Genomic DNA, 13070 nt, shown 5'->3' with positions numbered 1-13070 from the left:
CAGGGCCGCCCGGTGTGGGCCGGGCGGCCCGCTCAGCCGCTGAGCAGCGCCCCCAGGCGGGGCGCGTACGTGGCGTGGAAGACCAGCGAGGCGGCGCCGATCGCGGCGGCGTCCGCCGCGATCGGCGAGGTCTCCACCTGGACCGCGTGCAGCCGCCTGGCCAGCGACCTGCTCGACACGGCCGCCGCGACCACCTCGCGGTAGATCCCGCCCACCTCCCTGAGCGCGGGCCCGCCGAGCACGAGCAGGTCGATGTCGAGCATGTTCACGACGCTCACGGCGGCGTCGGCCAGCCTCCCGGCCACGCGTTCGATCACGGCGCGGGCCTCGGGCTCGCCGCGCGCGGCCGCCGCGCAGATGGCGGCGTGGTCGGATCCGTCGCCCAGCGCCGCCTCGATGGCGCTCGGGCAGCAGACGGCCTCGACGCATCCCCTGTTGCCGCAGTAACACTCGGGGCCGTCCGGTTCGACCGTCATGTGGCCGAACTCGGCGGCGTTCAGCGACCGCCCGCGATAGACCTGGTTGTCGAGGAAGATCCCGCCCCCGATGCCCGTCCCCAGGTAGAGGTAGGCGAAGCTCGGCGTGGCCCGCGCGGTCCCGGCCCACCGCTCCCCGATCGCCGCGGCGGTCGCGTCGTTGTCGACGGTGACGGGAAAACGGGTGTGCTCCTCCAGCAGGCTCTTGATCGGAATCCGGTCCCAGCCGGGCAGGCGTGGCGGCGACACCATCACGCCGTCGCCGTCCAGCGGCCCTGGGCAGGCCAGGCCCACGCCCAGCACCTTGCCGTCGGCGACCCCCGCCTCCCTGAGGATGCGCCGCGCGGCCCTGGCCATCTGCCGCACCACGGCGTCCGGCTTGTGCCCCGGCCGCACCGGCAGGCGCAGCCGCGCGACGGGCCGCCCGGCCAGGTCGGCGAGCACGCAGGAGATCTCCCCGGGATCGAAGTGCACGCCGATGGCGTAGCCGGCGCCCGGGTCGACCCGCAGGATCGTGCGCGGCTTGCCCCCGTTGGACGGCGCGGAGCCGTCCTCGATGACCAGCCCCTCCTCCAGCAACCGACGGACGATCACCGACACGGTCTGCGCGGTCAACCTGGTGCGGGCCGCGATCTGGACGCGGCTGATCCCGTCGGAGGCCTGGATCGCCTCCAGCACCACGGCGCGGTTGTAGCTCCCCACCTTGGGCAGGTTCGTGCCCAGCTGCATGTCGCCCAATATCACACAGACTGTTGACTTTGTAAATCAAATGGATTTAGCTTCTCGGCAACCCCAAGGAAACTTCCCTGGCAACCCAAGAACCACCGGGAGCCCGTGATGAGACGTACGCTGGCCGGTTCCCTCCTGCTGCTGACAGCTGTGGCCGGCTGTGGCGCCGACACCGAGCAGAACGCCTCCGGCAGCAAGGAACTCGAGGTCCTCTACAAGGTCGAGCCGACGTGGCCGCATCTGGAGAAGATGCTCACGGACGCCAAGAAGCAGTACGAAGCCGCTCACTCCGGCGTCACCATCAAACTCACGCCCGTCCAGGGCAACAACGAGGCCTACTACACCAAGCTGGCCCTGCTCAACCGCTCTCCTGACTCGGCTCCCGACGTCTACCTGCACGACACGTTCCAGGTGAACGCCGACGTCGCGGCGGGCAAGCTGGCCCCCCTGGACGACTACCTGGCCAAGTGGCCCGACTGGAGCGAGCAGTTCCCCGACTCGGTCAAGCAGGCCGCCAAGGGTGGCGACGGCAAGATCTACGGCGTCCCGATCAGCACCGACACGCGCGGCCTCTGGTACCACAAGGACGTCTTCGCCAAGGCCGGCCTGCCCGTCCCGTGGGAGCCGAAGACCTGGAACGACGTCCTGACGGCCGCCCGCACGATCAAGCAGAAGCTGCCCGGCGTCCTGCCCTTCAGCATGTACTCGACGAAGATCCACGGCGAGGCGTCGACCATGCAGGGCTTCGAGATGCTCCTGTACGGCACGCCCGGCGGCACCCTCTACGACGAGGCGCAGAAGAAGTGGGTGGCCGGCGGCAAGCAGTTCACCGACGCGCTGACGTTCGTCAACACCATCTACCGCGAGGAGCTCGGGCCCAAGCAGGCCGACGCGCACAACGCCAAGCTGGCCGACAAGGTGAACTACGAGTGGTTCCCCGACGCCAAGCTGGGCATCGCGCTCGACGGCGCGTGGACCGCCGCGGCGTGGAAGCCGACCAGCACCAAGCCGTGGGCGGAGTGGAAGGACAAGATGGGCTGGGCGGCCATGCCGACGCAGAACGGCGAGGAGCCGGGCGCGGTCAGCATGTCGGGCGGCTGGGTGATGGCGATGAGCTCCTACGCCAAGAACAAGCAGGAGGCGTGGGACTTCATCGCGGTGGCCACCAACAAGGAGAACTCGCTGACGTACGCGCTGGGCTCGGGTGACCTGGCCCCCCGCAAGGACGTCGCGGCCGACCCGAAGTACACCGCCGACAACCCGAGCGTGAAGTTCTTCACCGACCTGGCCTCGGTGACCCACTACCGGCCGGCTTTCGAGGCGTACCCGAAGGTGTCGGCCCAGATCCAGGAGGCCCTGGAGTCCGTCACCACGGGTGCGCAGACTCCTGAGGAGGCCACCGCCACCTACGCGAAGGCGCTGCCCACCGCCGTGGGCGGCCCCGACAAGGTGCTGGCCAGATGACGGTCGCCACAGCGCCGGCCCCGCCCGTGACGAGCACGCCCTCCAGCGGCTCGTCGCGGCGCGGGGTGCTGCGCTGGCTGCTCCCCCTGGGGCCGGCCATCGTCCTGCTGGCGCTCTTCCTCGCCGGCCCCATCCTGTGGAGCGTCTACGTCGCCTTCACCAACGAGACGCTCACCGGCTCGGCCTCGGTCAACTCCGAGTTCGTCGGCGTGGCCAACTTCACCAGGCTCTTCAACGACCCGAACTTCATCAACTCGTTCGTCCTCACGTTCGTCTTCGTGATCGGGTCGGCCGTCATCGGCCAGAACACCCTGGGGTTGATCATCGCCCTGCTCCAGCGCGGGCGCGGCCGGGTGACGCGCAGCGTCGTCAACGGCGTCGTCATCGCCGCCTGGGTGGTGCCCGAGGTGGTGGCGGCGGCCTGCTGGTTCTCGTTCCTGGCCGAGGAGGGCACGCTCAACTCGGTGCTCGGCATCTCCCAGGAGTGGCTCTACACGGCCCCGATGCTGGCGGTGATCCTGGCCAACGTCTGGCGCGGCACCGCGTTCTCCATGCTGGTGTACTCGGCCGCCCTCTCCGAGGTGCCGAAGGACCTGGTCGAGGCCGCCGCCGTGGACGGAGCGGGCCCGGGCCGCCGCCTGCTGCACATCACCCTGCCCCTGATCCGCAGATCCATCATGGCCAACCTCATGCTGATCACCCTGCAGACCCTGGCGAGCTTCGGCCTCATCTACGCCCTCACCGGCGGCGGGCCGGGCACGGCCAGCCAGACCACGCCGCTCTACATGTACGAGCAGGCGTTCCGCTACTTCGAGATCGGCTACGGCTCCGCGATCGCCCTCGTCATGCTGGTGATCGGCGCCCTGTTCTCGCTGATCTACCTGCGCCTGATCAAAGTGGAGGACGCGTGACCAGGCTCGCGGCCCGCGGAGCGGCAGGGTTGTCGCTCCTCATCATCTGCCTGGCCTTCCTCGGCCCGTTCCTGTGGGTGGTGATCTCCTCGGTCCAGCCGGAGGCGACCCTCGCCGCGCAGCCGACCCTGACCTTCTCGCTGGACAACTTCACGGCGGTGCTGACGTGGGAGACCCTGATCCTCCCGCTGATCAACTCCATCGTGATCTCGGGGTCCACGGCGATCCTCACCGTGCTCGTCGCCGGCCTGGCCGCCTACCCGCTCTCCCGCTACCAGCTCCGCTACCGCCGGCACTTCATGCTGACGCTGCTGTTCACCACCGGCCTGCCGATGACGGCGGTCCTGGTGCCGGTCTACGCGATGTTCTTCCGCTTCAACCTGTACGGCTCCGTGCCGGCGATGGTGTTGTTCCTGACGGCCAGCTCGCTGCCGTTCTCGATCTGGATGATGAAGAACTTCATGGACGGGGTGCCGGTGAGCCTGGAGGAGGCGGCATGGGTGGACGGCGCCGGCTGGGTGCGGTCGCTGACGGCCGTGGTGGGCCCGCTCATGGCGCCGGGCATCGCGGTGGTGGCGATCTTCGTGTTCGTCGGGCAGTGGGGCAACTTCTTCGCCCCGTTCGTGCTGATGGACACGCCGGAGAAGCAGCCGGCCGCGGTGACCATCTACACCTTCTTCTCCCAGTACGGGCAGGTCGCCTACGGCCAGCTGGCCGCGTTCTCCATCCTCTACACGGCCCCGGCGGTGATCCTCTACGTGGCGGTAAACAAGTATCTGGCCGGCTCGTTCAGCTTCGCCGGCTCGGTGAAGGGCTGAGGCCTGCCGGGCGTACGGTCCGGCCTGCGGGGGTCCGTGGACTCTTGCCGAAAGACTGACTGAACGTTAGACATGAGTGTCACCATTCGGCAGAGAACGGAGCTTCCATGCCCTCGCAGGCCAGTTCGCGTCCGAGCCCCCGTCTCCCGCGAGCCCTCGGGGCCGCGGCGGCCACGGCGGCCACGGCGGCCGGGATGCTCGCCCTCGCCGCGACGCTCTCTCCCGCGGCCGCGCTGGCCGCGCCGCCCTCCCCTTCGTCGGTACTGGTCTGCCTGCCGGACACGCCCGTCTGCCAGGAGGTCCGCGGGGCGCCCGGCGACTTCCGCTTCTGGTTCAAGATCAACAACGCCCCGGCTCCCGTGGCCCTGTCCTTCACCGTCAACGGCTCCCCCGCCTCCGGCTCCGTCTCCACGCGGGTCGTCGGCGAGGCGGTCGAAGGAGAGTTCCGGCCCGTGACGCCGCTCGTCAGCGGAGACGAGGCGTGCCTCGGCTACGCCGGCGGCAGCGGCGAACACTGCGCCACCGCCCCGTGACGAGCGCGCCACCGGAAGGACATTCTGGCCGAACGGGGATGGTTGAAAGGCGTACGGTTGTCGCATGGCTGCGACCCCGGAAAGGGTGCACTGGCGCGGCGTGCACCACCTCGCCCTGGTGACCGCGGACATGGACGCCACCGTGCGGTTCTGGCACGGCGTGCTCGATGCCCGGCTGGTCGCCACCCTCGCCGTCGCCGACGAGCGGCTGTTCGCCGACCCCGACCCCGTGCCGGCCGTCCGCGAGCTGCGCGAGGGCGGCCGCCTCCACCACACGGCCGCGACGAAGCTCGTCGACGGCATCATCGAGGACCTCCGGCGCGAAGGCGTCACCCTGGAGCCTTGACCGCGCCGGATCCCCCGGGGGCGCCCCGGGGGATCCGGCGGACGTCAGGCGCAGGTGTAGCCGGACGGCGTCTGCGTGTTCCCGTTCGGACGGGTGACCTGGAAGCCGAAGCTGGTGCTGGCGTTCGGCGCCAGGGTGCCGTTGTAGCCGGCGTTCCTGGCGGTGACGGTCTGCCCGCTGACGGTCACGGCGGCGTTCCACGAGCCGGCCAGCGTGTGCCCGGACGGCAGGGTGAAGGTGACGGTCCAGCCGGTTATGCCGGACGTGCCGGTGTTGGTGACGGTCACCGGCTGTACGACGTACCCGTTGCCCCACTGGGTCTGCACGGTGCCGACGGCGGTGCAACCGCCCTCTCCGCTGCCGCCCTCGGCCGTGGTGAACGTGGTCGTGGGCGAGTTGCCGGACAGGTTGCCGGCCCCGTCACGCGCCCGTACGTACACCACGTACTCGGTCTCGGGGCTCAGCCCGGTCAGGGTGATGGAGTTGGTGGTGGTCGTGCCGAGCTGCGTGTCGCCGGCCCCCTGCTCGCGGTAGACGTTGTAGCCGGCCAGCCCGCTGCCCCCGCTGTCGGTCGAGGCCGTCCACGTCAGCGTGGCGGAGTTGGCGGTGACGTTGCTCGACGACGGTGTGCCCGGTGTCGTCGGCGCCGTGGTGTCGTCATTGCTCGACCCGTCGTCGAGCGCGTCGTGCACGGCGTTGTAGGCGGACTTCTTCTGGTAGTTCTCGTCGTAGATGAGCGCCGCGCCCTCCCCCGGGAACGTGTCCGGCACCCACGAGTGCCTGTCGGTGAAGCCCCAGATCGTCACGCCCGCACAGGCGCTGACGGCCAGGCAGGCGTTGACGGCGTTGCGGTAGTAGGTCGCCTGCGTGGCGTCCTTGGAGGAGTTCCTGGGCAGCTGCATGCGGATGTCCAGCTCGGTGATGCGCACCTGGACACCGAGGGCGGCGAAGCGCTCCAGGTTCTGCTGCAGGTCGTTCGGGAAGCCGTACTGGATGGAGAGGTGACCCTGGAAGCCGACGCAGTCGACCGGCACGCCCTGCTGGCGCAGCGACCGGACCAGGTTGTACATCGCGGTGCTCTTGGCGTTGATGCTCTCGACGTTGTAGTCGTTGATGCACAGCCGGGCGTCGGGGTCGGCCTCGCGCGCGGCTCTGAAGGCGTCGGCGACGAAGCTCTGGCCGAGCGTGTTGTACCAGAACGACGAGCGCCAGCCGCCGTTCTCGTCGAAGATCTCGTTCACCACGTCCCACGAGACCACGGCCGGGTTGTCGGCGTAGCGTCCGACGACCTCGGCGATGTGGTTCTCCATCGCCTCACGCATGGCGCCGGCGCCGAGGCTCTGCACCCAGCCGGGCGTCTGGTTGTGCCACACGAGCGTGTGGCCGTGGACCTGCTGGTTGTTCTGGGTGGCGAAGTTGACGATGGCGTCGGCTCCGGAGAAGTTGAACTGGCCCTGGTTGGGCTCGGTGGCGTCCCACTTCATCACGTTCTCGGCGGTGATCTGGTTGAACTCGGTGGCCGCGATGGTGCGGTACGCGCTCTCGTTGGACAGCGGGCTGGTGGCGAGCGCCGCACCGATGAACTTGCCCCGGCTCTGCGCGTGCGTCCGCAGGGGCGCGGACGCTTCGGCCGAGGTGACAGGGAGGAGGAAGGCCAGGAGCATCCCCACCAGGGTGAGGGCTCTGACGAGCGAGGACGGACGCACGGACATCTACCTCCGGAGGCAGGCACTCGGTTCCGAAAGTTTTCGATCCGGACAGGATCGCACCGGAGACGGTATGGACAGGCACCCACGCGGTCAACGCCGAGCCCGAGCCTGCCACATAAGGGCAGATGGAAGGCTGAAACTATCGGATAAAGCATGAAACTTTCATCCTCCGGAGGCGCCGCGCCCCGATTCCCGGTCGCCGCGGTATCACGCAGCCTTCCCCGATCAGGCCGCTACAGAAACCCCAATCTGCCCATTTTTCCTGGTCTAGCGTGACGTACCTACCGGTCGGTACTGTGATTTCCGGAATAATCGTCCACTGCGGGAGTTCTGCGCATGTCTCTTTCGCACGCCCAGGCCCAGGACCAGCTCACCGGCCCCGGCCAGTTGTTCGAGATCGAGGAGATCGGCGACACCGGGATCCGCACCTGGAAACACGCTCCAGGCCACTTCCGCGCACTCCTGCAGACGAGCAGGCTCCACGGCGAGAAGGACTTCCTCGTCTACGAGGACGAGCACATCACGTTCGAGGAGCACTTCCGCAGGGCCGCCACCCTCGCCCACCGCCTCGTCGACGACTACGGCGTGCGCAAGGGCGACCGGGTGGCGGTGGCCATGCGCAACTACCCGGAGTGGGTGGTCTCGTTCTCCGCGGCGCTGGCGGCCGGGGCCGTCGCCGTACCGCTGAACGCCTGGTGGACGGAGGCCGAGCTGGCCTACGGCGTACACGACTCCGGCGCCAAGGTGCTGATCGCGGACGGTGAGCGCGCCGCCAGGCTGGCCTCGACCGGCGTGCCGATGATCGTCACCAGGGGCGAGACGCCGGAAGGGGCACGCGCGTTCGCGGAGGTGCTCGGCGAGGTCGACGCCGGCGTCGAGTTGCCCGACGTCGAGCTGTCCCCCGAGGACCCGGCCACGATCTTCTACACCTCCGGCACCACGGGCAGCCCCAAGGGCGCCCTGGGCAGCCACCGCAACCTGGGCCAGTCCCCCATGACCGTCGGCTACGGGCACATGCGTGCGCTCGCCATGGCCGGCAAGGACCCCGCCGCCTCGGCGGGCGCCCGCCGGGTCACCCTGCTGACCGTTCCGCTCTTCCACGTCACCGGCTCGTTCTCGGCCCTGACCACCTCCATGTTCAGCGGCGGCGGCCTCGTGCTCATGTACAAGTGGGACCCCGGCAAGGCGCTGGCCCTGATCGAGCGGGAGAAGATCACCGGGATGGTCGGGGTGCCGACGAACGCCTGGCAGCTGATGTCCCACCCCGACTTCGGCACGTACGACCTGTCGTCCCTGACCAGCCTCGGCTACGGCGGCGCCCCCGCCCCGCCCAGGCTGCTGGAGCGCATCGGCGAGAACCTGCCCGACCGCGCGCCCTCCAACGGCTACGGCATGACCGAGACGAGCGCCCTGGCCATCGGCAACGGCGGCGCCGACTACCAGGCCAGGCCCGACAGCATCGGCCGGCCGCTGCCCGTCGTCGACGTGCGAGTGGTCGACCCGGCGGGCGGCGAGCTGCCGCCCGGCGAGGTGGGCGAACTCTGCGTCCGCGGCCCCAACGTCATCATGGGCTACTGGAACAAGCCGGAGGCGACGGCGCAGACGTTCATCGACGGCTGGCTGCACACCGGCGACCTGGCCAGGATCGACGAGGAGGGTTTCGTCTACATCGTCGACCGGGCCAAGGACATGGTGATCAGGGGCGGCGAGAACGTCTACTGCGCCGAGGTGGAGGCGGCGATGTTCGAACATCCGGCGGTGGACGACGTGGCCGTGATCGGCGTGCCGCACGACGAGCTGGGCGAGGAGGTCGGCGCGGTCGTCCGCCTCGCACCGGGCGCCTCGGCCACGGCCGGGGAGCTGCGGGCGTTCCTGACCGGCCGGATCGCCACGTTCAAGATCCCGGTGCACGTGTGGTTCCGCGACGGCGAGCTGCCCCGCAACCCCGGCGGCAAGATCCTCAAGACCCGCCTGCGCAGGGAGATCCTGGGAACCTGACCGGCCGCCCGGCCGCCCTCCTCCGGGGTGTCCGGGCGCTCCCCGCCGACGTGACGGTCCTCACAGAGCCGGAGTTTCCGCAGGTCGATCCCCCTTCACTGAGCCCGCTCGCGTGCCCGCTTACCTCACGCGTAATCGCGGCCCCTATCCCGTGGCTGACATCGTTCAGGTGTCGCACCGACCACTGGAGGAGCCGAGATGACCGCTCTGACCGTCACCACCGACCGGACGAAGTTCCTGCGTCTCGTCCTTGCCGCTGACGCCGTCGTCACCGGCGGCAACGGGCTGGTCTATCTAGCCGGGGCCGTACCCGTGGGCGCCCTGCTCGGCCCCGACGCGGCCCTGCTGCGCGGCATCGGCGCCTTCCTCGTCGTGTACGGCGCCGCGGTCGGCCTGCTGGCCGGCCGAGCGCTGCGAGGCACGATCAGCCCGGCCGCCACCAGGGCGGTGATCGCCCTGAACATCGGCTGGACCCTCGGCAGCATCGCCGCCGTCGTCACCGGGGCGCTGCACCTCACGACCGCCGGCGCCGTCTGGGTCATCGCCCAGGCGCTGCTCGTGGCCGTGTTCGCCGAGCTCCAGATCGTCGGCCTGCGCAGGACCCGCACCACCTGACCAAGGAGAAGGCATGACCCTCGTGGAACGCTACATCGCCGCCTGGAACGAGACCGACCCGCAGGCCCGCGCCAAGGCCGTGGCCGAGTTGTGGACCGAGGACGCCACGTACACCGACCCGCTCGCCGACGTGGCGGGGCACGCCGGGATCGCCGCCGTGATCGAAGGCGCGCAGGGCATGTTCCCCGGCATGGTGTTCACGCCCGGCGAGCTGTACGACGCCCACCGCCACCTCGCCAGGTTCACCTGGCACCTGGGCCCGGCGGACGGCGAGCCGGTGGCGGCCGGCTACGACGTGGTGGAGCTGGCGGAGGACGGCCGGATCCGCAAGGTGCTCGGCTTCCTCGACCAGGCACCCGCCGCCTGACCCGGCGCCTCCGAGGCCCTCGGCTCCGCCGGGGGCCTCCCGCGTGCCCCCGGATAAGGTGGGCGTGAGCGCCTCGGAAAACGGTTTGCCTGGCCAGAACGTTCGCCGGACAATTCACTCTCGTGCTCGCTGGAGTGAAACGTCTTCTTCGTCACCTCACCCTCGACGTGAGTCCGCTGCGCGACTCCCGCGACTACCGCCTGCTCTTCGTCTCCGGCGTCATCACGATGTTCGGGACGTTCATCACCATGGTGGCGATCCCGTTCCAGATGAAGGAACTGACCGGCTCCTACCTCGCCGTCGGCCTGGTGAGCCTGGCGGAGTTCGTGCCGATGGTGGTGTGCGGCCTGTGGGGCGGGGCGATGGCCGACGCGCACGACCGCCGCACGATCATCCTGTGGAGCGAGGTCGGCCTGCTGGTCACCTCCGGCGCGCTCATGGCCAACGCGCTGCTGCCCACGCCCCAGGTGTGGGTCCTGTACGCGGTCGGCGCCGTCTCCACCGGCCTCGCCTGCCTGCAACGGCCCAGCATGGAAGCCGTGTTCCAGCAGGTGGTCAGGCACGAGCAGCAGGGCGCGGCCGCGGTGCTGACCAGCCTGCGCTGGAACTTCGGCGCCATCGTCGCCCCGGCGCTCGGCGGCCTGCTCGTGACCACCTACGGCTCGGCGGTCGCGTACGGGCTCGACACGCTGACCTTCGTGCTGTCGCTGCCGCTGCTGTGGCGGATCCGGTCGTCGCCGCCGGCCGAGGACGCCGCGCCCGCGTCGCTGACGTCGCTGGCCGACGGATTGCGCTACGCGGTGGGGCGCAGCGACCTGATGGGCACGTACCTGGTGGACATCGCCGCGATGGTGTTCGCGATGGCGACGGCGCTGTTCCCGTTCCTCGCCGACGAGCTGGGCGCACCCCAGGCGCTGGGGCTGCTCTACTCCGCGGGCGCGGTGGGCGCGCTGATCGCCTCGCTCACCGGCGGGTGGGCGGCCAACGTGCGACGCCACGGCCTCGGCGTGATCATCGCCGCCGCGCTGTGGGGCGCCGCGGTGGCCCTGGCCGGCCTGGCCACGAACGTCTGGCTCATCGTCGTCTGCATCGCCCTGGCGGGCGCCGCCGACATGATCAGCGGCATCTTCCGGATGACCATGTGGAACCAGACCATCCCCCAGGAGCTGCGCGGCCGCCTGGCGGGCATCGAGCTGCTCTCCTACGCCAGCGGCCCGATGCTGGGCAACGCCAGGGCCGGCCTGATGGCCAACCTCGGCGGCACCCGCTTCTCCCTCGGGGCGGGCGGCGTGTTGTGCGTCGCCGCCGTCCTGGGGCTCGCCGCCGCACTGCCGAAGTTCCGCGGGTACGACGCCCGTACGGACGAGCACGCCCTGGCGGAGAAGGCCCGCAGGGAGGCGGCCCCCGCGGAACCCACCCCCTGACCAGCCGCGCGGCGGCCGGACCCTACCGTCGAGCAACACCCGGCCTTCGGTTGCCCACAGCCGTACGCGGTGTGTGCGCCCATTCACGTGGCGTGAGCACATTAGATTGGTAGCGTTAAGCCATGACTGCCGAAGCGGTGAGCCTAGAGATGACGACTACCTCGCTGCCCGACTGGGTCTTTCCTCCGCCAGGAGGCTTCACAGCCAAGGACCTCGATAACATTCCGGATTTGCCTGCGCACACAGAGTTGATTGACGGAAGCTTGGTTTTCGTGAGTCCCCAAGCCTCCTTTCACGCACGGATCATCGATCTTCTCGCCATGGGCCTGCGCCAAGCCATGCCGGACACCCTGCGCGTGCGGCGGGAGATGAGCGTCGTTCTCGGCGCCGATCAGCGTCCGGAGCCAGACCTCACAGTGATCAAGGCCGAGGCGGCGCGCGACGACGATGAGACGTACTACCTGGCAAGAGACGTCGTGCTCATCATCGAGGTCGTCTCTCCGGAATCCAGATCACGCGACCGCCATCGCAAACCGCAACTGTACGCCGGAGCCGGCATCCAGCATTTCTGGCGCGTCGAGAAGGATTCGGGCAGCGCAACGATCTACGTCTACGAACTCGACCCGGCCACGCAGGCCTACGGACTCACCGGCATTCATCACGACTCCCTGAAGCTGTCCGTTCCGTTCGAGCTGACCATCGACCTCACTGAGATCGACAGACTCTGAGCGGGCTCAGCCCGCCTCCCGCCACCCCTCATACCGCGCGACCAGCTCGTCCACCTTGGCCAGCGCGCTGTCGTCCATGCCTTCGACGACGACCAGCCACTGGGCGTCCTCGGCGTCGTCCTCCCCGGCCAGCGTCTCCCGCACCACCCGCGGCACCCCCACCGAGGGAAACCACTCCCCCAGCGTCTCGGCGACCTCTTCGGCGTCATCCCGCTCGCCGAACACCAGCAGCACACTCATAGCCTGATGGTCGCATCCCCCACTCTCGCCCGCGAGCGTGTATGGCCGTTCACAAGGCGTGAGCACAATACATTGGTAGCGTTAGGCCATGACTGTCACAGCCGAACCGGTGATCAAGCAGATGACGTCTTCTTCAGTGCCCGACTGGGTCTTTCCGCCACCGCAAGGCTTCGCAGCAGAAGATCTCGATCACCTTCCGGATTTGCCTGCGCACACAGAGTTGATTGATGGAAGCTTGGTCTTCGTGAGCCCTCAGCGACACTTCCATCACTCAGTTCTGTTCCGGTTGCACAACGCCATGGAAGAGCTTGTGCCTCCAGGACACGAAGTGCTCCAGGAGATGAGCGTCAAGCTGAGTGCGCGGCAACGTCCAGAACCCGACCTGATCGTTGTGGGCCCCAAGGCGGTCATCGGTCGCGAGGTCACCTGTTTCAAGGCCGAAGACGTTGTGTGCTCGCCGCCGAGGTGGTCTCACCGGACTCCGAGCTACGTGACAGGGAGCGGAAGCCCGTCCTCTACGCGCAGGCGGGGATTCCTCACTACTGGCGCATCGAAGAAATTCATGGCAAACCAGCTGTATTCGTCCACGAGCTCGATCTCGGCACCATGACCTACGCACTCGCCGGCGTCCATCACGACCGGCTGAAGGTCTCCGTTCCCTTCGACATCGACATCGACCTCACCACGCTGTACACGAGCAGAACCCGGTAAG

The 13070-nt window shown here is 69.1% G+C and carries 14 protein-coding genes and 1 pseudogene; 12 read left to right on the top strand and 3 right to left on the bottom strand.

Annotated features, from left to right (window positions below):
- Positions 1-32 precede the first annotated feature (32 nt).
- The gene (locus ABGA98_RS27330) at positions 33-1205 is read right to left on the bottom strand and encodes an ROK family transcriptional regulator (protein WP_347621257.1); all 1173 of its coding nucleotides are present in this window, start codon (positions 1203-1205) and stop codon (positions 33-35) included.
- Between the two features lie 108 nt (positions 1206-1313).
- On the opposite strand from ABGA98_RS27330, the gene ABGA98_RS27325 reads away from it, so the two are divergent.
- The 5 genes from ABGA98_RS27325 to ABGA98_RS27305 all read left to right on the top strand — a co-directional run bounded on the left by ABGA98_RS27325 (position 1314) and on the right by ABGA98_RS27305 (position 5277).
- Positions 1314-2669 carry an extracellular solute-binding protein gene (locus tag ABGA98_RS27325; protein WP_347621256.1) on the top strand — a complete coding sequence of 452 codons (1356 nt, stop codon included), beginning with the start codon at positions 1314-1316 and terminating at the stop codon, positions 2667-2669.
- Complete coding sequence (locus ABGA98_RS27320; protein ID WP_347621255.1) at positions 2666-3580, top strand: sugar ABC transporter permease; 915 nt, start codon at positions 2666-2668, stop codon at positions 3578-3580. The genes ABGA98_RS27325 and ABGA98_RS27320 overlap by 4 nt, the downstream gene beginning before the upstream one ends.
- Positions 3577-4398 (top strand): carbohydrate ABC transporter permease, encoded by an 822-nt coding sequence (locus ABGA98_RS27315; protein ID WP_347621254.1) that lies wholly within the window; start codon positions 3577-3579, stop codon positions 4396-4398. Before ABGA98_RS27320 ends, ABGA98_RS27315 begins: the two co-directional genes overlap by 4 nt.
- A 107-nt stretch (positions 4399-4505) precedes the next feature.
- A complete protein-coding gene (locus ABGA98_RS27310) occupies positions 4506-4931 on the top strand; it encodes a hypothetical protein (protein ID WP_347621253.1) in 426 nt (141 codons plus the stop codon).
- Positions 4932-4995: 64 nt separating this feature from the next.
- Positions 4996-5277: a VOC family protein gene (locus ABGA98_RS27305; RefSeq protein ID WP_347621252.1), complete on the top strand. Its 282-nt coding sequence runs from the start codon at positions 4996-4998 to the stop codon at positions 5275-5277.
- Positions 5278-5321: 44 nt separating this feature from the next.
- Here the strand turns inward: ABGA98_RS27305 and ABGA98_RS27300 are convergent, their stop codons facing one another.
- Positions 5322-6989 (bottom strand): endo-1,4-beta-xylanase, encoded by a 1668-nt coding sequence (locus ABGA98_RS27300; protein ID WP_347621251.1) that lies wholly within the window; start codon positions 6987-6989, stop codon positions 5322-5324.
- Between the two features lie 333 nt (positions 6990-7322).
- Between ABGA98_RS27300 and ABGA98_RS27295 the strand changes: the two genes are divergently transcribed.
- The 5 genes from ABGA98_RS27295 (at position 7323) to ABGA98_RS27275 (ending at position 12118) form a co-directional block, all read left to right on the top strand.
- Positions 7323-8984, top strand: coding sequence for an AMP-binding protein (locus ABGA98_RS27295; protein ID WP_347621250.1), 1662 nt, complete (start codon positions 7323-7325; stop codon positions 8982-8984).
- Positions 8985-9182: 198 nt separating this feature from the next.
- Complete coding sequence (locus tag ABGA98_RS27290; RefSeq protein WP_347621249.1) at positions 9183-9599, top strand: hypothetical protein; 417 nt, start codon at positions 9183-9185, stop codon at positions 9597-9599.
- A 13-nt stretch (positions 9600-9612) separates the two neighbouring features.
- Positions 9613-9966, top strand: coding sequence for a nuclear transport factor 2 family protein (locus ABGA98_RS27285; RefSeq protein ID WP_347621248.1), 354 nt, complete (start codon positions 9613-9615; stop codon positions 9964-9966).
- A 134-nt stretch (positions 9967-10100) separates the two neighbouring features.
- Positions 10101-11390, top strand: a complete 1290-nt coding sequence (locus tag ABGA98_RS27280; RefSeq protein ID WP_347621247.1) for an MFS transporter — start codon at positions 10101-10103, stop codon at positions 11388-11390.
- 122 nt (positions 11391-11512) lie between these two features.
- Positions 11513-12118: a Uma2 family endonuclease gene (locus tag ABGA98_RS27275; protein WP_347621246.1), complete on the top strand. Its 606-nt coding sequence runs from the start codon at positions 11513-11515 to the stop codon at positions 12116-12118.
- 6 nt (positions 12119-12124) lie between these two features.
- Here ABGA98_RS27275 and ABGA98_RS27270 read toward each other — a convergent pair whose 3' ends face one another.
- A complete protein-coding gene (locus ABGA98_RS27270) occupies positions 12125-12358 on the bottom strand; it encodes a hypothetical protein (protein WP_347621245.1) in 234 nt (77 codons plus the stop codon).
- Between the two features lie 88 nt (positions 12359-12446).
- Here ABGA98_RS27270 and ABGA98_RS27265 point away from each other — a divergent pair.
- Together ABGA98_RS27265 and ABGA98_RS27260 are read left to right on the top strand one after the other, a co-directional pair.
- Positions 12447-12701, top strand: a pseudogene (locus ABGA98_RS27265) (Uma2 family endonuclease); the annotation flags it as partial.
- A 107-nt stretch (positions 12702-12808) separates the two neighbouring features.
- On the top strand, positions 12809-13069 hold the full coding sequence (locus tag ABGA98_RS27260) for a Uma2 family endonuclease (protein WP_347621244.1): 261 nt from the start codon (positions 12809-12811) through the stop codon (positions 13067-13069).
- The last annotated feature ends 1 nt before the right edge of the window (position 13070 follow it).

The organism is Nonomuraea sp. B1E8 (assembly GCF_039871515.1).
In the GTDB taxonomy this organism is placed as follows: domain Bacteria; phylum Actinomycetota; class Actinomycetes; order Streptosporangiales; family Streptosporangiaceae; genus Nonomuraea.
Note: the sequence above shows the minus strand (reverse complement) of the source record. Positions and strands in the feature narration are given on the sequence as shown.